At 35.7% G+C, this 18,941-nt stretch carries 17 protein-coding genes; 11 read left to right on the forward strand and 6 right to left on the reverse strand.

Annotated elements, in window-relative coordinates; all coding sequences use genetic code 11:
* Positions 1-26: 26 nt before the first annotated feature.
* From ACLHG9_RS13360 to ACLHG9_RS13385, 6 genes are all read left to right on the forward strand, one after another.
* Positions 27-788, forward strand: coding sequence for a phosphosulfolactate synthase (locus ACLHG9_RS13360; protein WP_410222001.1), 762 nt, complete (start codon positions 27-29; stop codon positions 786-788).
* A 34-nt stretch (positions 789-822) separates the two neighbouring features.
* Positions 823-1,566 (forward strand): shikimate dehydrogenase family protein, encoded by a 744-nt coding sequence (locus tag ACLHG9_RS13365; protein WP_410222002.1) that lies wholly within the window; start codon positions 823-825, stop codon positions 1,564-1,566.
* Positions 1,567-1,591: 25 nt separating this feature from the next.
* Positions 1,592-2,158 (forward strand): gliding motility lipoprotein GldD, encoded by a 567-nt coding sequence (locus ACLHG9_RS13370; RefSeq protein ID WP_410222003.1) that lies wholly within the window; start codon positions 1,592-1,594, stop codon positions 2,156-2,158.
* Positions 2,159-2,187: 29 nt separating this feature from the next.
* Positions 2,188-2,826, forward strand: a complete 639-nt coding sequence (locus ACLHG9_RS13375; protein ID WP_410222004.1) for an MBL fold metallo-hydrolase — start codon at positions 2,188-2,190, stop codon at positions 2,824-2,826.
* Positions 2,827-2,892: 66 nt separating this feature from the next.
* Positions 2,893-4,125 carry an ABC transporter permease gene (locus tag ACLHG9_RS13380; RefSeq protein ID WP_410222005.1) on the forward strand — a complete coding sequence of 411 codons (1,233 nt, stop codon included), beginning with the start codon at positions 2,893-2,895 and terminating at the stop codon, positions 4,123-4,125.
* 3 nt (positions 4,126-4,128) lie between these two features.
* A complete protein-coding gene (locus ACLHG9_RS13385; RefSeq protein WP_410222006.1) occupies positions 4,129-4,524 on the forward strand; it encodes a hypothetical protein in 396 nt (131 codons plus the stop codon).
* A gap of 51 nt (positions 4,525-4,575) precedes the next feature.
* On the opposite strand, the gene ACLHG9_RS13390 is transcribed toward ACLHG9_RS13385, so the two are convergent.
* The 6 genes from ACLHG9_RS13390 to mqnB form a co-directional block, all read right to left on the reverse strand.
* Complete coding sequence (locus tag ACLHG9_RS13390) at positions 4,576-5,430, reverse strand: menaquinone biosynthesis family protein (protein ID WP_410222007.1); 855 nt, start codon at positions 5,428-5,430, stop codon at positions 4,576-4,578.
* A gap of 87 nt (positions 5,431-5,517) precedes the next feature.
* Positions 5,518-5,940, reverse strand: coding sequence for a DUF1801 domain-containing protein (locus ACLHG9_RS13395; RefSeq protein WP_410222008.1), 423 nt, complete (start codon positions 5,938-5,940; stop codon positions 5,518-5,520).
* Between the two features lie 30 nt (positions 5,941-5,970).
* Positions 5,971-7,554, reverse strand: a complete 1,584-nt coding sequence (locus ACLHG9_RS13400) for an ABC-F family ATP-binding cassette domain-containing protein (RefSeq protein ID WP_410222009.1) — start codon at positions 7,552-7,554, stop codon at positions 5,971-5,973.
* A 149-nt stretch (positions 7,555-7,703) separates the two neighbouring features.
* Complete coding sequence (locus tag ACLHG9_RS13405; protein WP_410222010.1) at positions 7,704-8,129, reverse strand: GNAT family N-acetyltransferase; 426 nt, start codon at positions 8,127-8,129, stop codon at positions 7,704-7,706.
* A 34-nt stretch (positions 8,130-8,163) separates the two neighbouring features.
* Complete coding sequence (locus tag ACLHG9_RS13410; RefSeq protein ID WP_410222011.1) at positions 8,164-8,874, reverse strand: hypothetical protein; 711 nt, start codon at positions 8,872-8,874, stop codon at positions 8,164-8,166.
* A gap of 17 nt (positions 8,875-8,891) precedes the next feature.
* Complete coding sequence (gene mqnB, locus ACLHG9_RS13415) at positions 8,892-9,509, reverse strand: futalosine hydrolase (protein ID WP_410222012.1); 618 nt, start codon at positions 9,507-9,509, stop codon at positions 8,892-8,894.
* Positions 9,510-9,664: 155 nt separating this feature from the next.
* Between mqnB and ACLHG9_RS13420 the strand changes: the two genes are divergently transcribed.
* From ACLHG9_RS13420 to ACLHG9_RS13440, 5 genes are all read left to right on the forward strand, one after another.
* Complete coding sequence (locus ACLHG9_RS13420; RefSeq protein WP_243358825.1) at positions 9,665-10,075, forward strand: 6-pyruvoyl trahydropterin synthase family protein; 411 nt, start codon at positions 9,665-9,667, stop codon at positions 10,073-10,075.
* Between the two features lie 9 nt (positions 10,076-10,084).
* Positions 10,085-10,720 carry a GTP cyclohydrolase I FolE gene (folE, locus tag ACLHG9_RS13425; RefSeq protein WP_394801152.1) on the forward strand — a complete coding sequence of 212 codons (636 nt, stop codon included), beginning with the start codon at positions 10,085-10,087 and terminating at the stop codon, positions 10,718-10,720.
* 52 nt (positions 10,721-10,772) lie between these two features.
* Positions 10,773-11,657, forward strand: coding sequence for an ACP S-malonyltransferase (gene fabD, locus ACLHG9_RS13430; protein WP_410222013.1), 885 nt, complete (start codon positions 10,773-10,775; stop codon positions 11,655-11,657).
* 229 nt (positions 11,658-11,886) lie between these two features.
* Positions 11,887-15,504 (forward strand): ATP-binding protein, encoded by a 3,618-nt coding sequence (locus ACLHG9_RS13435; RefSeq protein WP_410222014.1) that lies wholly within the window; start codon positions 11,887-11,889, stop codon positions 15,502-15,504.
* On the forward strand, positions 15,504-18,938 hold the full coding sequence (locus ACLHG9_RS13440; RefSeq protein WP_410222015.1) for a hypothetical protein: 3,435 nt from the start codon (positions 15,504-15,506) through the stop codon (positions 18,936-18,938). Before ACLHG9_RS13435 ends, ACLHG9_RS13440 begins: the two co-directional genes overlap by 1 nt.
* Positions 18,939-18,941 lie beyond the last annotated feature (3 nt).

Genomic DNA, 18,941 nt, shown 5'->3' on the forward strand with positions numbered 1-18,941 from the left:
CAGAGTTTTTTAACTTTGCCAGCAATATGAATTTCAAATTAAATGATTTACCTGAACGTTCTTTAAAACCTCGTCAAAAAGGCCTTACCATGGTTATGGATAAAGGTATGAGCTTAAGACAGGTAGAAGATTTTTTAGATGTTGCAGGTGTGCATACAGATATTGTGAAACTCGGATGGTCAACATCTCATGTTACGCCGCGGTTAAAAGAAAAACTAGAGCTTTACAGAAGCGCCGGAGTCCCTACTTATTTTGGTGGGACATTATTTGAAGCTTTTGCTGTACGTAACCAATTTGAGGATTACCAACGTGTTTTAGATGAATACGGAATGGAATATGCCGAAGTTTCAGATGGTTCAATGGATATAGAACATGATATAAAATGCGACTATATCAGAAAGCTATCCAAGCAGGTTACCGTAATTTCTGAAGTGGGCTCTAAAGATGCTACCAAGATATTTGCTCCTTATAAATGGATTAAACTGATGCAGGCAGAAATAGAAGCGGGCTCTTGGAAAGTTATTGCAGAAGCAAGAGAAGGTGGAAATGTTGGTATTTATCGTGGTACTGGAGAGGTGAGAGAAGGTTTGGTAGATGAGATCTTAACACAGATACCGAGCGAAAGAATTATCTGGGAAGCTCCCCAAAAAGAGCAGCAGGTTTGGTTTATTAAGCTAATAGGCTCAAACGTAAATCTGGGTAATATTGCACCGGCAGAGGTAATTCCTTTGGAAACCATACGTTTAGGGCTTAGAGGAGACACTTTCGATTTCTTTTTGGGCAAATAGTTGTTGCTTATTCGATTTTGGCATTATGGCAGATATGAAAAGTTACGGCTTGATAGGATTTCCTTTATCGCATTCTTTTTCAAAAAAATATTTTACGCATAAATTTGAGCAGGAGCAGATCAAAAATTGTAAATATGAGCTACATCCTATTGTGCGTGCAAGTGAAATAGTAGACCTTGTAGAATCTAATCCCGCGCTTTGTGGATTAAATGTAACTATTCCCCATAAAGTAGAGGTAATGGCTTATTTAAATGAATTAGATGAAGCAGCGAGCGAAATAGGAGCTGTAAATTGTATAACAATAGACAGAAGTGGAGATAAACCTTTTTTAAAAGGTTACAATACAGATGCATTTGGTTTTGCAGAATCATTAAAGCCCCTTTTAAAGCCCCATCACAAAAAGGCATTGATTTTTGGTGATGGTGGAGCTGCGCAGGCGGTTAAATATGTGCTTAAACAGTTAGATATTCCCTATCTTACGGTAATAAGACATGTAAAACCCGGAACTATACTATATTCTGGTATTACGCAGGAACTCTTAAAGGAATATACCATTCTAATTAATACTACACCCTTGGGTATGTTACCTAATTTAGATTCTTTTCCGCCTATACCTTATCAATATCTGAATGAACAACATCTGGCTTATGATTTGGTTTACAATCCTGAGGAAACGGCTTTTTTAGCTAAGGTTAAGACGCAGGGCGGAACCCTGAAGAATGGTATGGAAATGTTAACTTTACAGGCAGAACGTTCATGGCAGGTCTGGAAAAAATAGGATGAAGAAATTAACTTATAGATATATGCTGTTTTTGCTAACCCTGCTGGTTAGTAGCTGCGGCAATGATCATGTAAGTACGCCGAAACCAAAGGGCTATTCACGCTTATATTTTCCTGAAAAGCGATACCGGTTATATGATGCAGAAGCACCTTACAGCTTTGAGTATCCTGTTTATGCTTCTTTAAGTAACGATCAAGATAAGAATGCAAAGAAATGGTGGAAAAACATGAATTTTACACAGTTTAATGGCGTTTTGCATCTTACCTACTATGAAAACTTTTCGGCCAAAGATTATAACGAAATGACTGAGAATGCAAGGGTTCTGGCTATGAAACATACTATTAAGGCCGATTTGATCGATCAAAAAAGAATCAATTATCCCGATAAAAAAGTTTATGGAATTTATTATTCCATTGAAGGAAATACAGCATCATCAGTGCAGTTCTTTCTTACAGATAGTCTGCACCATTATTTAAGGGGAGCTTTGTATTTTAATGAACGCCCTCAATATGACTCCATACAGCCGGTTATTAATTTTATTAAACAAGATATAGATAAAATGATAGCCACGTTTAAATGGAAGAAATAATTTATCTATTAATCTTTATTGTTTAATAAATGATCAGCTTAAAGCAATTTACCTTTAATCCATATCAGGAAAATACTTATATTTTATTTGATGAAACAAGAGAATGTATCATCATAGATCCAGGAACGTATAATGGTGTCGAACAAAATCAGCTGGCTTCATTTATTAAAGAACAGCAGCTTAAACCGGTTTTGTTACTCAATACCCATTGTCATATAGATCATGTGTTTGGAAATAAATTCGTATTTGACAACTGGGGTTTAAAACCACAGTTTCATAAAGGAGAACTGAATTTGTTACAGGCAGTTCCGGGTTATGCCCCACAAATGGGCATGCATTATGAACTTTCTCCTGAGCCCGAAACTTTTTTACCTGAAACAGGCAGTATAACTTTTGGTAACAGTAAGTTAGATTTGATTTTTGCTCCTGGTCATTCACCTGCACATTTATGTTTTTATGCTAAAGAAGAGAACTTTTTAATTGGCGGAGATGTATTGTTCTACGGAAGTATAGGACGTACCGATCTGCCAGGCGGTAACCACCAGCAATTGATAGAGAGCATAAAAACAAACCTGTTCATTTTACCTGATGATTGTGAAGTATTTCCGGGACATGGGCCAAGCACAACGATTGGATTTGAAAAAAAGAATAATCCTTTCTTAATTTAAGTTGCATCAGATTGCATAAAGAAATAATGATGCTAAAAGCATAAGCTTTTATTTATCTTTATAACCGTGAACACCGCCCTTTACATAGCTCGCAGATACCTTTTTGCAAAGAAATCGACCCATGCCATTAATATCATTTCGGGTATATCGGCTTTGGGAGTTTTTGTGGGCAGTGCTGCACTAATCATTATTTTATCTGTATTTAACGGTTTGGAGCAAACGGTGTTGAAAATGGTAAATACCGTAACACCACAAATTGTTATTGAACCAGATAGTGGTAAAACTTTTAATCCTCAAACTGCTTATTTTAGCCGTTTAGAAAAAGATAAAGCCATTTATTCTTATACCGAGGTTTTATCTGATAATGTACTTCTTTGGTATAAGGGCAAACAGACCCCGGCGGTTTTAAAAGGTGTAAGCAGTGATTTTCTAAAAAATAAAAGTTTAGACAGTATTGTTTTTGATGGAAGTTTTGTGCTCGAAAATCCTGCGGGTTCAAATGCCGTAATCGGTGCAGGTTTACAGGCTTTCTTAGGTGTAAATACCGCTGATCCTTTTGAGCAGATACGTGTTTTTTCACCTAAAAAGGGAGCAAGTGGCAATAGCTTGAATCCTCTGGATGATTTTAATGTAATGGATATTCCTGTAGCAGGTATATTTGAAGTACAGCAGGATTTTGACAATGTAATTGTTGTGCCTTTAAATTTTGCAAGGACACTGCTTGGAGATAATACGAAGGTATCTGCAATAGAAATTAATGTAAAGCAGAATGTTGATGCAGAAAAACTAAAAAAGCGAATTGCAGAAGATTTAAAAGGAGCATATAAAGTAAAGAACAGGGTTGAACAAAATCAGGCTTTGCATAATGTATTAACTTCTGAAAAATGGATCAGTTATATTATCCTAACCTTTGTCCTTATTATTGCAATATTTAATATCATAGGCTCGTTAACTATGCTGGTAATTGATAAACAAAAAGACATATCGGTGTTGAGCAGCCTAGGAGCTGGTAAAAAACTGATAAGAAGAATATTTTTAGCTGAAGGTATGATGATAACTCTTGCAGGTTGTATCTTTGGCTTATTATTAGGACTAATTTTTTGCTTATTGCAACAACATTTTGGTTGGATAAAGATGGGTGAAGAAAATATAGTGCTTTCAAATGCCTATCCAATAGCTGTGAAATGGCAGGATTTTGTACTGGTTTTCATAACAGTTGGTATCTTTTCTTTTCTTGCTTCAAAATTGGCATCAAATTTAAGTGTTAAAAAAGTAGATCAGTTTAATAAGGATCTTTAAATTATGGATAACTGGAAAAAGATAGGAAAATTATTGGCTTTATTTTTTGCTTTGCTTTTAGGGTTTGCCGCCTGTCGTAGCAAAGAAGGAAATGAAGGAACTAAAATAAAAACTCAGGTGCTGAAAGGACTTTACAGCTATGGGCCCGAAATTAAATCATTTACAGATTGTAGGGATGAAGGCCGTGAATATTGGGTAGCCGACAGTTCTAAAAACTTAGAACTGGCGTACAACAATTTGGGTTTTGAAAAGCCTTATATACCTGTTTATATAGAAGTAGAATGTCATATTGTAAAATCAGATACCAATAGCATTTATGGCGATTATGATTCTACTATGGTTGTAACCAAGGTGCTAAAGATATCTAAAGATATTCCTGACGGACCTTGTAACCAATAAGGATTAGAACTGAATATAAATGAAAAGCACCTTTTGAGGTGCTTTTTTATGTTAAGAATTAACGTATAATTCTTTTTCTATTTTAGGGATAACCTTGTTTTGTGTAGCTAAGTGAAAGAGTGTATCGATGGCTTTACGGCCTTCTTCTCCTAAACTAACCGAGTACTGATTAACATATAATTCAATGTGTTTATACATTACCTCCTCGTCCATGGCCTGTGCATGCTCTTTAATAAAATCTAAACCAGATCGGGGATTAGAAAAAGCATATTCAACAGATTTTTTTACCAATCGGTTAGCTTTCTGCTGAATTTCAACCGGTAAATTCCGGTTAACCACAATACCTCCTAATGGTATGGCACAATGGGTTTTTTCTTCCCAAAAAGTACCAAGGTCTTTTAGCTTATATAAGCCTTTTTGCTGGTAGGTAAAGCGATTTTCATGTATGATAAGACCCAGATCAAAGGTATTATTAACCAAGGCATCTTCTATTTCAGAGAAAACAATCTCGGTTTTATTTGTTAATTGCGGATAGGCAATGCCAAGTAAAAAGTTTGCAGTGGTAAGTTTACCCGGAATAGCCACCTTTAATTGAGGATTTTCTTTCTTTAACTCTTCATTAATACGATCAAGATGCTCAGCTTTGCAAATGAGCAAAGGACCTACTCCAAAACCAAGAGCACTGCCGGCATCTAATAAAGCATATTGATGGGCTACATAGGCAAAAGCATGAAAGCTTAGTTTGGTAATATCCAATACATTGTTGAGCGCCTTTTGATTCAGGGTTTCTACATCATCGTAAAATACCTCAAAGCGTAGGCCTTCGGTATCAATCTTATGATGGATCAGCGCATCGAAAATAAAAGTATCATTAGGGCAGGGAGAAAAACCAAGTGTAAGTTTCATGTGGTAAAGTTACATGAAAATAGATTTATAAAGGTCATTTAAGCGTTAAGGAAACAGACTGTTTTCGCATTTCCTTTTTAAAGTTTTTTAGGATTTATATTTGTTCTGAAGATAGTTTATGGTGGTTTTAATCAGCGTTTTTAAAACCTCAGAATTAATATCACTCAATTTTTTGATATAAATACAAGCTTTCCCCATCTTATATTTTCCTAAATTGTTTAAAAGATGTTCATGTTCTGGTAATCCCGTAAAAGCATATAAAGAAATAGTTGCTTTTCTGGGCGAAAAACCTACTAAAGGAGCATTGCCTTCATGCCCGCTTTCATACTTATAATGATAAATGCCAAAACCGATGATACTTGGTCCCCACATTTGGGCTTCAAAACCTGAGACTTCCTGCATCAGTGCAATCAGATCAAAACTATCTGAACGTTTTTGTTCTGTATCAGCAAAATGATCTATAAAGGCTGAAACATCTTGGTTGGTAGGGTTCGTTTTATTTTGGGCCATATTTAAAGATAAATAAAAAATGACAGGATATTATAATTGTATAATCCTTTCGGTGTTGATTTGTTGGAGGAAAATCTCGTCATGTGATACAACAATCAATGTACCTCGATATTCGTTAACAGCCGCTGTAAGAATTTCTATATTCTGAATGTCTAAATTGTTAGTAGGCTCATCTAATACGATCATATTGGGCGATTGATCTTTAAGGGTTAGGCAGCACAGCATTAACCTCATTCTTTCTCCGCCACTTAAAGAGAGGCATAACTTATCCCAATCGTTTTTGTCAAATAAAAACCGGCTAAGCCTTATCTTGACTTCATGCTCCTGTAAAGAAGAGGTATTGAATAGTTGTGCCTGCCCATAGATACTCAGTTCGTTCTGTATCAGGGAGTAATCTTGGTCAATATAAACTGATTGGTCTGTCTTAAATGTAATTTTTCCGGCAGAAGGATGGAGTGAACCTAAAATCAATTTGATCAGCGTTGTTTTGCCTGACCCATTTGGTCCTTTAATGGCAATACGTTCTCCGCTGCTGATCTGTATGTTCAGGTTTTCTTTCCAGAGTGGCTGAGCATAATAATTGAAATTAAGGCTATCTCCCTTAAATAATATTTTACCTATGTACGAACCAGAGTTATTAAACCCAAATTTCATCTTATCCAGATCTGTGTTTGAACGTAGTTCCTGCAACTCATGTGAAATATTGCTGATTTTTTCCTGATGTATGCTTTTCAGTTTAGCGGTACTGTTCTCCGCATTGTTTTTAAGCGTATTCATCATGATCCGGGCAATACCTGCTTTTTCCTGCTTACCTTTCCCTTTAGCATCCAGTTTTTGTTGTTTTTCTAAAGTTTCACGCTGTTTTTCTTTTGCTTTGCGCAGTAATTTCTCCTTGTGATGAATGTGCTGATTTAAGGCATTTTTTGTCGCTTCTTTTTGTTCTACGTAAAAATCATATGAACCACCATAAGTAGTTATTCCATGCTTATTTAATTCACATACCCTATTTAAGTAAGCCAGCAGCTCTCTGTCATGGCTTACTATAATTAAAGTTGCCGTAGTAGATTGTATCAGATCATATAGTTTTTGCCTGCCCAGCCTGTCTAAATGATTGGTAGGCTCATCCAGCAAAATAAACTGAGGCTGATGAATGCTTATACCTGCTAAAAAAACCTTGGTTTTCTGCCCTCCACTTAGTGAAGCTAAAGGTTGTGAGAGATCTAAATCTGTAAGTTGCCAGTGCGTAAGCGCTGCGGCACAGCGATCTTCTATATCCCAGTTATCGTTAAGTAAATTCAGGTAATCTTCGGTAACATTACCTTTTAATACCTGCTGTAAAGCAATGAGTTTATCTTCAACCTGTAGGGCCTTACCAACATTAAAGTGATTATATTGTCCAAAAACCTGAGGGATATAATAAGGTTCATTGTTACTAAATACATTCCCTGAAGAGGGTTGCAGTTCTTTGGCAATGATTTTAAGCAACGTGGATTTTCCTGAACCGTTGTTGCCTATCAGGGCTATTTTGTCACGAGTATTAATGTTTAGATTAATATCTTCGAATAATAAATCTTTATTAGGATGTATATATGAAACGTTCTGTAAAGTAAGCATGATTCCTTTCTGTTAAAGATGAATAGATAGCGCATAACCTTTTAGGGTTGATTGCGGTTTGTCTTTAAGTTTTTTGAAAGAAATTAAATCTTACATAGTGGGTTTTTAGAATTTTCTGCTGCAAATATAACCAAATCAGCAATAATATACTAAGCTAACTTTTTGAACAGGTATTTAGGAGACTCTGCATATCCTTGCCTGTAATAAAATTGATGTGCTTTTTCTCTTTTTGAGTGGCAGTGAAGTTCTATCCTGTCGCAGTTTCTTTCCCTTGCGATTTTTTCAGCATATTCTTCTAACATCTTGCCTGTTCCGCTACCTCTGAAATTTTCATCCACACAGAAATAACTGATTCTGGCAAAATCGCCTTTAAGGGCAATTTGTGGAATGATATGAATAGAAATGAAACCAATAACTATACCGTCATTTTCAGCCACAATAAAGTACTCGTTCGGGTTTTCAAGTAATAGATTGATCTTTTTTTTGATAAAACCTCCGGTATTGGGATAGCCCAGTTGATTAAGTAATGCTACTATTGTTTCGCTGTCGTTTTCGTGAACTGTTCTGATTTTCATCTTTTGTAGGATTAATGGTTTTAAACGAACGCGTTTATAAAGGTTGTTTTTTTAATAATTGCCTTATTGCTACCAGATGTCCAAACAATACTATAGGGACAATAAATGTTGGAAGCCAGCTAAAAGGAAAATGAAGAATAGCTGTATTTGGTTGGTCAAATGCAAATTTCTGCAATGGAGAAGGAGCAGACAAAAATGCATTTATGATAATGTTGATCAAAAGACCAAGGCAGATAAAATTCCAGATCAAAATGATTTTTCGGCTCAACATTTTTCTTGAAAAACCATAATAAGCAATTAGGGGTGCAGTTATGCCTGTTATTATATCAAAATTCCGGCCTTCAAAAGTCATAAGTTCAGGAATCATTTTATTTAGGAAAAGTCCATACAAAACAACTTCAATAGGTATTCTGATAATATGCAGATAAGTTATTTGTTTTAAAGGTAAGCTGTCAATCAACCTTCGTCCGCCTTTAGTTATAAATAAAATGCAGGTTGTTAAAACAGGGGGTAATATTCCAAAGACTAAAATTTTTGGAGGAATAGAGTTGATGTCATTACTGTAAACATTTTTGAGCGTAAGAATGGCCTGTACAATTAACCAGAGAATAAGAAAAGAAGTAACTTTTAGGGTATTTCTTTTTCCGGTCTGCTCATCAGCATTTTTGAGTATAACTATAAAAAATGCAAATGTAACAAGCGTAGTTAACCAAAAAATAAAAGTATAGCTGTCGAGGCTGATCATTATATAATGTTATATTGTTAAAATTCTTTGTTAACTAACCAGTCGTTCAAATGTTTAATCGCTAAGCCTATTTCCCAATTGCTACGGTTACGGGGTTCTACATAATTAGATATAGCTCTTATTTGTATGCAAGGAATATTTTGGATGGAGCAGGCATAAAAAACCGCTGCGCCCTCCATACTTTCTGTTTGGACAGCAAATAGTTTTTGTGTTTTAGCAATACTATGGGCATTGCCGTGAACTTTATTAACCGTAATCGCGGTCACAGTTTTTAATCCGTAGTTTTTGTTGCCGGTGGATTGATATGTGCTCTTTCCAAAGCCTAAATCTTCTATCCCTATAAAAGACTCATGGTCTTCTGCACCCAGTTCTGCAAAGGTATCGGCACTAACATTCACTAATTCCCCTAAAGGAATATTCCGATCAAAACTTCCCGCTATACCAACGTTTAAAACCCGATCATACTTGTTTTTATCCAAATGTTGCCCTAAGGCAAAGGCTGTAGCCACCATGCCTACACCGGTTATCAGCACATCAAAATCAATGGTTTCCATTAAAGGCTGATCGGGCAGATTAAAATGAGATAAAAATGGTGCTATCTCAGCCCTTGTTGCAGCAACAATTAATAATTTCATACGGTCTAATTTAAGGATAAATCTTTTTTACCATCTCGTTGCTGGAATTATTTATATGGATTTACGTTGAGGTGCGAAGGTTTGCGAAAAACTGACAATGATTAAAATATGATGCTAAATCATTATCTGTATATTTGCACTTTATTTGAAAAAGAATGATTTACATTACACGCAGGGAAAGTTTTAATGCGGCTCATAAATTATCGAGAGCTGACTGGAGCGACGATAAAAATATGGCCACATTCGGGAAATGTGCTAATCCTAACTGGCATGGTCATAATTATCAGTTATATGTAACAGTTAAAGGAGAGGTTAATCCTGAAACCGGATTTTTAGTTGACCTAAAATGGCTAAAAAAAGTAGTTAATGAACATGTAATAGATAAAGTTGACCATAGAAATTTAAATCTGGATGTTGATTTTATGAAAGGAAAACTGGCATCTACAGAAAATTTAGCTATTGCGATCTGGGATATTTTGGCCCCGCTTATTGGAGAAGCCGGCGCAAATTTACATTGCATAAAAATTTACGAAACAGAAAATAACTACGTCGAATATTTCGGCTAAGAATTAAATATGGCGCACGATAAATACGATCATGAAGAAGAATTAATGGGCTATCAGAAAATAGACCGTTATGATCAGAAAAAAATAGATGCAGTAGCATTTCATTATAAAGATATTTTAACACAGTTAGGTGAAAATCCAAGTCGCGAAGGTCTTGAGAAAACACCTGAGCGTGTAGCTAAAGCTTTACAGTATTTAACACATGGTTATGATCTTAAGCCTGAAGAGATCTTGAAATCGGCTATGTTTGAAGAGGATTACAGCCAGATGGTGGTGGTTAAAGATATCGAGGTTTTCTCGATGTGCGAGCATCATATGCTACCTTTTTTTGGTAAAGCGCATGTGGCTTATATTCCAAATGGACATATTGTTGGTTTAAGTAAAATACCTCGCGTTATAGATGCTTTTGCCCGGAGGTTACAGGTACAAGAACGCTTAACAAACGAAATCAGAGATTGCATACAGCAAACCCTTAATCCTAAAGGCGTGGCAGTTGTAATAGAATGTAAGCATTTATGTATGGCCATGCGTGGCGTACAAAAACAAAATTCTGTAACCACAACTTCGGCATTTACAGGTGAGTTTATGACCAATGATAAAACGCGTGCAGAATTTTTACGTTTAATTACCGCAAGTTTAGACTAAAATTGATGACCTACGGTCATTTTATCAATAAACCTTAAGATTACAAACTTATATGAAGGCATATATTTTTCCTGGGCAGGGAGCCCAGTTTGTTGGCATGGGTAAAGACTTATATGAGAACAGCCCGTTGGCCAAAGAATTATTTGAAAAAGCTAACGAAATTATTGGTTTTCGCATCAGCGATATCATGTTTAGCGGAACAGATGAGGAGTTAAAACAAACCAAGGTTACCCAGCCTGCTATATTTTTGCATTCGGTTATTTTAGCTAAAGTATTGGGCGATAACTTTAAACCTGATATGGTTGCAGGCCATTCGCTGGGAGAGTTTTCTGCTTTAGTTGCTGCTAATGCGCTTTCTTTCGAGGATGGTTTAAAGCTGGTTATTGCACGTGCAAATGCTATGCAAAAAGCCTGCGAACTGCAGCCTTCAACAATGGCAGCTATTTTAGGCTTAGCTGATGAAGTGGTTGAACAGGTTTGTGGAGAGATAGATGAGATTGTTGTTCCTGCAAATTACAACTGTCCGGGTCAATTGGTCATTTCAGGTTCTATAGCAGGTATTGATCAGGCTTGCGAAAAGCTAAGTGCGGCAGGGGCTAAAAGAGCTTTAAAATTAAATGTTGGTGGAGCGTTCCATTCACCTTTAATGGAGCCTGCAAAAGTTGAGTTACAGGCAGCTATCGAAACAACAGCAATTAACGCACCAGTATGCCCTATTTATCAGAATGTAAACGCGCAGCCGACCTCAGACCCTATAACAATTAAAACAAACTTAATTGCCCAGTTAACAGGAGCGGTTAGATGGACCCAAACTTCTGAGAATATGATTAAAGATGGAGCCAACGACTTTATTGAAGTTGGGCCGGGTAATGTACTGCAAGGATTGGTTAAAAAAGTTAGCCGAGAGGTACAAACCAGCAGTGCGTCTATAGCATAATATTGCCTTTTAATAGGGCTGGTTACAAGAAAAAATATTGCTAAAGTTCATTTTTTTAGCAATAGAGTAGTTTTTTTGACAAGCCCTATTTCTGTATATTTATACCTGATAAACTTTTATGGGCGTTACAGTTAGAGGTAAAATACGATTATTAATGTTAGTTCTGGGATTGTGTTGTTTTGTTACAACACTGTCTCTAAAAACATTTACCTCTAATAAACATATTCTTTTGCATGAGGCAGGCGAACTGCAAAACAATCTCATTAAAAAAGAAAAAACCGCTACAAGCTTTTTTACCGATCCCAATAAAATAGAAGTATTAAAAAAATTGGTTGATGATGATAGCTTAGCTATTGAATTTATCAATCTTTATCGACCTCAGGGTATCAATATTTTCATTTATAAAAACAATATGCTTGAGTTCTGGAGTACTCAAGCTGTCTTACCTCCTAATATTCTTAAACTTAAAGAAGGGGTTTCTTTTAATAAGCTGCCCAATGGATATTATGAAACGATAAAGAAAACTGTAGGTAACTATAAATTCGTATTCCTGATTACGGTTAAATCACAATATAAAATCGAGAATCAATATCTGAAGAATGAGATTATTCCTGAATTATTTCCCAATAAAACCTTAGATATCGCAGGTTTTTCAGATAAAGAAACCACCGAGATTTTTAGCGCAGAGAAAGATTATCTTTTTACCGTAAAGCTAAGCAGCGGTTACAATCATAATATTTATACCACCCTCCAGGCATGGCTTTGGATCTTAGGTTTGTTAAGCATTTGTCTGTTTGTGAACTCATGCTGTCTGTGGCTTGCAAAAAGAGATAAATTGGTACTCTCAACCCTGATTATTACCATATTTTTTCTAACGTTACGCTTAACTGATCTGCATTTTTTCTGGCTAAATCACCAGTTTAACTCAGAGATATTTAATCCGGTTATATATGCCGAGAGTGATTTACTACCTTCTTTAGGAGATCTGTTGAACAATACACTGGCGGTCACATGGATCCTAACTTTCATTTATGTACATCGTAAAAAGTACCGTTGGCCACAGTTTATCGCAAACAATAAACCTGTGGTTTACCTATTAGCAATGGTTTTTTTGAGTATAATATGGTGGCTGGGTATTTTAACCGAAGATATTTTCTTTGGTCTTATTTATAATTCCAAGATAGAGTTTAACATTAATAACATTGTAAATCTAAGTTACATTAGCTGGATTTGTATTCTTATTCTGTGTCTATTCTGGTTAAATATTTACATGCTGATACATGTTTTTGTAGAATGGTGCAATAAATTGGGGATGAAATCTCTTGAAAAATGGGTTGTATTTTTTCTGCTTCTGATTGCATATACCATTTACAAGCTATATACAGATTATACGGTTTTCTACCTCATTTACGGAATTTTTATAGCGGCCACAGCGCATTATTATACGCACCGGAACAAAAAATACATTGTTTCTATTTTTACCCTAATCTATCTCTGTCTGGCATTACTTACCGCCATAAAGTACCTGAAGTTTACAGATATTAAAGAACGAAGTTCAAGGGCGGCCTTAGCAGAAAAATTGCTGTATGAGGAAGACCCCAAACTCATTTCATCATTAGAAGAGATAGAGAAAAATCTGGCAACAGATACCATCATTACTAATTATTTTAAACAGCCTTTATTAACCCAGACCTATAGCTTTCATAATTATATTATTAAGAATTACCTAGATGGCTATTTGTCTAAGTACGAGTTCAACATTTACGAATATAATGTAGACAACAGCTCGCTCAAAAGAGACGAAAGTCTGCCTATTCATAAATATTACGATCTGGTAAAATCAGGAGCCATAAAAACCCAGCAGTCCGATTATTTTTACCGTGTTAATGATACTTTTGGATTTCAAAACTATTTTGGTATCATTCCCATATTTAGCGGGCCAAATTTCTTAGGTTCCATCATTATTGATCTTAAAACAAGAGCTTTTGATTATGATGCTTATTTCCCTGATCTGTTAATTAATGGCAAGATCCGGAAAGACGAAGATCTGAGTCAATATTCACTGGCCTTTTATAAAGATAATCAGTTGGTTAGCCGATCGGGTAAATATGTGTACCCGGTTGTCAATAACTTATTTAAGGATAATATAGACGGAGTAGATTTTTACAATGAAAAATCAACCCATTATAATCATGCCATTTATGCCCCTTCAAAAAATCGGCTTATCGTTATCAGTAAGGAGAAAGTTCCTTTTACCGAAAGGCTTACAACAGTATCCTTCTTCTTTTTAATATTTATCATTTTCGGAGCCTGTGTAAATATTATTGTATGGTTTGCGGTAAATATCAGCAAGAGCAAGGGCGGTATATTTACCATTAATAAATACCTATTGATTAGCGAGAAAAAAATCCTGTATAAAACGAGGATACAATTTTCTATTATTTTTTCGGTTGTAGCTACGTTAATCATTGTAGGTTGGGCAACCTTTTTTAATATTAAACAGCAATATTTAGAACAGCAGAAACAAGAACTGAGAGATAAAATGCGCAAGGTGCAGGTGGGTTACGAAAGGTATGTCGCAACCTTGGATAAGATTAGTATATCAGAAGATTCAAAGATGGAGTTTAACCAATTTGCTGATGTAAATGGAGCATTGTTAAACTTGTATGATAAAGATGGTAATCTCATTCTTTCGTCTATACCTAAGCTTTTTGATTATGGAATTATAGCACCCCGCATGGGGGCAATAGCTTATATTAATCTATCGAGACTTAAAAAGTCTGAATTTTTGAATAGTAGTGAGAACATTGCCAGTTTTAAGTATGCGGCTATTTATGCGCCTATCAGAAATGCCATGAATCAAACCATAGGTTATCTGGGTTTCCCTTATTATTCAACAGATACCGACTATAAGGCCAAAATTGCTCAGTTCATTAATACATTGATCAATATTTATGCGTTGGTATTCGTATTAATTGGAGTTTTGGCTGTCTTTTTGGCAAACCAGATTACCAGTCCATTAACCTTTATCCAAGAGAATATAAAGGAGATTAAGCTGGGACAGAAAAATCAGCCTATTGTATGGCATAGGCAAGACGAAATAGGCTCTCTAATTAGAGAATATAATAAGATGATTGCCGAGCTTGAGATTAGTGCAAATAAACTGGCCCGTAGTGAACGGGAAAGCGCATGGCGTGAAATGGCTAAGCAGGTAGCGCATGAAATCAAAAATCCGCTTACGCCTTTAAAACTGGGTGTACAGCTTATAGAGAAATCTTGGCGTGAACGAGACCCTAATTTTGAAAGTAAATTTGAGAAATTTAATAAGTCTTTTGTTGAACAGATAGATAGCCTGGCAACAATTGCTTCAGAGTTTTCAAACTTTGCCAAAATGCCCGATACCAAGGTTGAAAAACTGGAACTGCTTCCCATCATAGAGCAGGCTATAGCGGTGTTTAGCAGTGCTGATAATGTAGAGATCAACATTAAAAACAATACTTCTAAACCATTGGTGGTTATGGGCGATAAAGATCAGTTGCTGAGAACATTCAATAACCTATTTAAAAATGCTATAGAAGCCAGCGAGCAAAAAGCCCAATGTATCATTAATTTGTTTCTGGCTAACGATGAGCAAAACGCATACATACAGGTACAGGATAATGGTAAAGGTATAGACCCTAAACTTTATCACCGGATATTCATCCCTAATTTTACCACCAAATCTTCTGGTACGGGATTAGGTTTGGCTTTTGTAAAACAGGCTATAGAAAACACCGGGGGTAAAATAGATTTTTCTTCGGTAGTTAATAAAGGAACCAAATTCTATTTAACCTTTCCACTGGTTTAATGGTCAGGTATATCATTATATGGTGCATATTTTTTTTACCTGTTGTTGTATATGCCCAGCAAACAGATAATAATAGGGTAAAGCTGATCCGTATTACAAAAGTAGAAACGATTATAGATACTTTAAGTATCGTGCCTAACTCCACACAGGTTTTTTATACTTCAGGAGCAGCGGTTGACAGCGTTTTATATACTTTTGATTTTGCTACAGCGCGATTTTTATGGAAAGGAGAAACCGGAATACAGCTTAAAATTGCCTATAAAGTTTTCCCCGTTCTCTTTTCAAAAAAGTATTATCATAAAGATATTAAAGCCATAACCGAGTTACCTATAGACAATTCTGCTTATTATACTTACAGGCCACAGCGAAATGATAATACCTTGTTTAGCATGCCTGGTCTGAACAAAAGCGGAAGCATCGCAAGGGGTATCATGTTTGGGAATAACCAAAATCTTTCTCTAAATTCTGCTATGAATCTGCAACTGTCAGGAAAGATAGCCAATGGTATAGAAATATTAGCGGCTATTTCAGATGATAACTTGCCTATACAACCTCAGGGAAATACCCAGCAATTAAATGAGTTTGATAAGGTTTTTATACAAATCAAAAAAGACAGTACCACACTTGTAGCTGGCGATTACGAATTGACAAAACCCGAAGGTTATTTTATGAATTTTTATAAACGTACACAGGGCGGTTTAATCAGTCATGCTTTTAGGTATAAAGGTGTGTATTATAACTCAAGTTTGGCAATGGCTGTTGCCAAAGGTCGGTCTGCACGTAATACTTTTAACGGACAAGAAGGCAATCAAGGGCCTTACCGTTTAACAGGAAACAACAACGAGAACTATATCGTAATTATAGCCGGAACAGAAAGAGTTTATATAGATGGGGTTTTAATGATAAGGGGTCAGGATAACGATTACATTATTGATTATAATACTTCTGAATTAACTTTTATGGCTAAGCGGCTGATTACACAAAACAGCCGTATATCGGTAGAGTTCGAATATTCTGATAAGAATTATTCAAGGTCTTTAACCTTTTTTAGTCAGACTGCACAAACCGAAAAATTGGCCTTACGATTTAACTACTATAATGAAAAAGACAATCGTAATCAGCCTTTTTTGCAAAATTTAGATAATGAACAGAAACAATTTCTTTCTCTGATAGGAGCTGATATCAGTCAGGCTTTTTACCTTAATGTAATGGAGGTAGAGTTTAATGAGAATGAAATTCTTTATGAGAAGGTAGTAGGAGTCCCTAATATCTATTACAGATATAGTACAGATCCACAAAAAGCTAAATACCGTTTAGGCTTTTCATATGTAGGAGAGGGTAAAGGAAATTATGTGGTCAATACGCAGTCTGTTGCCAATGGTAAGGTTTATGAATATGTAGAGCCGCTAAACGGAGCTCCTCAAGGTAATTATGAGCCCATAACCCTTTTAATAACACCTAAACAGCAGCAAATGTTAACTTTTGGAGCAGATTTTAAGCCGCGTAAAAATACATTGATAGGAGCAGAATTGGCTACAAGCAATTATAACGTTAATCTTTTTGCCCCCTCGGGACAAGCAGATAGCAAAGGCTATGGGGTTAAGTTCAAAGCAGGCAACGATTGGAGCTTAAATACAAAAAATTTGCTGCTTAAAACGCAGATAGATTATGAATATGTAACAGCAAACTTTAAACCCATAGAAAGATACAGGACCGTTGAGTTTAACCGTGATTTTAACCTTAATGCACAAGTTTTACCTGCGACAGAACATCTTATTGCGGCAAAAGTGCAGCTCATCAATAATCTGCAACAGTATTTGAATTATGCTTTTAATACGTTTATACGCCAAGGACAATATGAGGGGTACCTGAATGAAATAAATACGCTATATAAATGGCGGAAGTTAAAATTGAAATATGACGGTAGTTTATTAAATTCTGAAGAAAGGGTTAATAAAGGGATTTTTTATAAACACTTTTTTGATCTTAGCAGAGAAATAGGCAGGATGGATATTGGTTTGGTATTTGAGCAACAGCATAATGTAACCAAAGAAGCGCTTAGCCAAAAACTTATAGGCAGTAGTTTTGATTATGAGGTGTATAAAGTGTATGTGCAATCTAATCGGCTGGATAAAAATCGTTATAAAATAGATTATGCCTATCGTTTAGATTATTTACCTCGTTTAAATGATTTATTGCGAAGTGCTAAATCACAGATGATTAATTTAGGTATAGATTTGGCGACTAACCCTCATTCAATATTGAGCCTTACATCGGGCTATAAAAAAACAACCTATGAAAATAATTTTGTTTCGGCCGAGAATGATGAGAGTGTAGTAGGAAGGCTAGAATACTCCCTGGATATATTTAAACGCTTTATCAGCTCCAATATTTATTATGAAGTGGGTAATGGGCAGGAACCTAAACGAGATATCACTTATTTGGAGGTATTACCTGGACAGGGTGTTTATGCATGGATAGATTATAATGGTAATGGAATTAAAGAATTGGATGAATTTGAGATCGCCCGTTTTCCGGATCAAGCAAAATATATCCGTATTTTTACCCCTTCTACGCAATATGTCCGAACCAATTTTACGGCTGTAAGCCAAACGGTTAATATCAATCCATCAACTATTATTAAAAACAAGAAAGGCCTATCTGGTTTTATCTCAAAATTTACAGACCAATTATCTTATAAAATAGATAAGAAAATACTGGCAGGAACAGGTATTGAAAATTATGATCCGTTCTATACTGCTATTGATGCCGCCAACCTCATTTCTTTAAACTCATTTTTACGGAATACCCTTTTTTTTGACCGTAACAATCCGGTATTTGGTGCAGAATTTAATTACCTTACAGATGGTGCTAAGAGTTATCTCTCAAGTGGCTTCGACAGTCGTAAAAGAAATGAAGCGGGGTTGCGGATCAGGACAGGTTTTATGCGGAGCACAAATATTAATTTAGTGCTTAACCAGGGCAAAAAGCGATACGAGTCTGAGTTGTTCAAACAAAGAAATTACAAGATCAATTATTTTACTTTACAACCTGAGGTAAATTATCAGTTCAATACCGATTTAAGAATTAGTTTTGTAGGTGTTCTGAATTTACAGAAAAATGAAGCTGCATTAGGTGGAGAAACTAATGAAAATCTAACCTTTTTAACCGAAGGGAGGTACAATGTTCTGAAAAAAGGAGTGCTTACGGGCAGGCTTTCTTATATAAATAACCACTTTAAAGGCAGCAGCAATAGTACAGTTGGTTATGAAATGCTTTCAGGATTACAAACGGGTAATAATTATACCTGGGCATTAGGTGTACAGCGAAATATAGGGGCTGGTATTCAGCTTAATTTAAATTACGAAGGACGTAAATCGCCTGATGTAGCAGTTGTGCATACAGGTACTATGCAGGTGCGAGCCTACTTCTAAACA

The organism is Pedobacter sp. (assembly GCF_046462515.1).
In the GTDB taxonomy this organism is placed as follows: Bacteria; Bacteroidota; Bacteroidia; order Sphingobacteriales; family Sphingobacteriaceae; genus Pedobacter.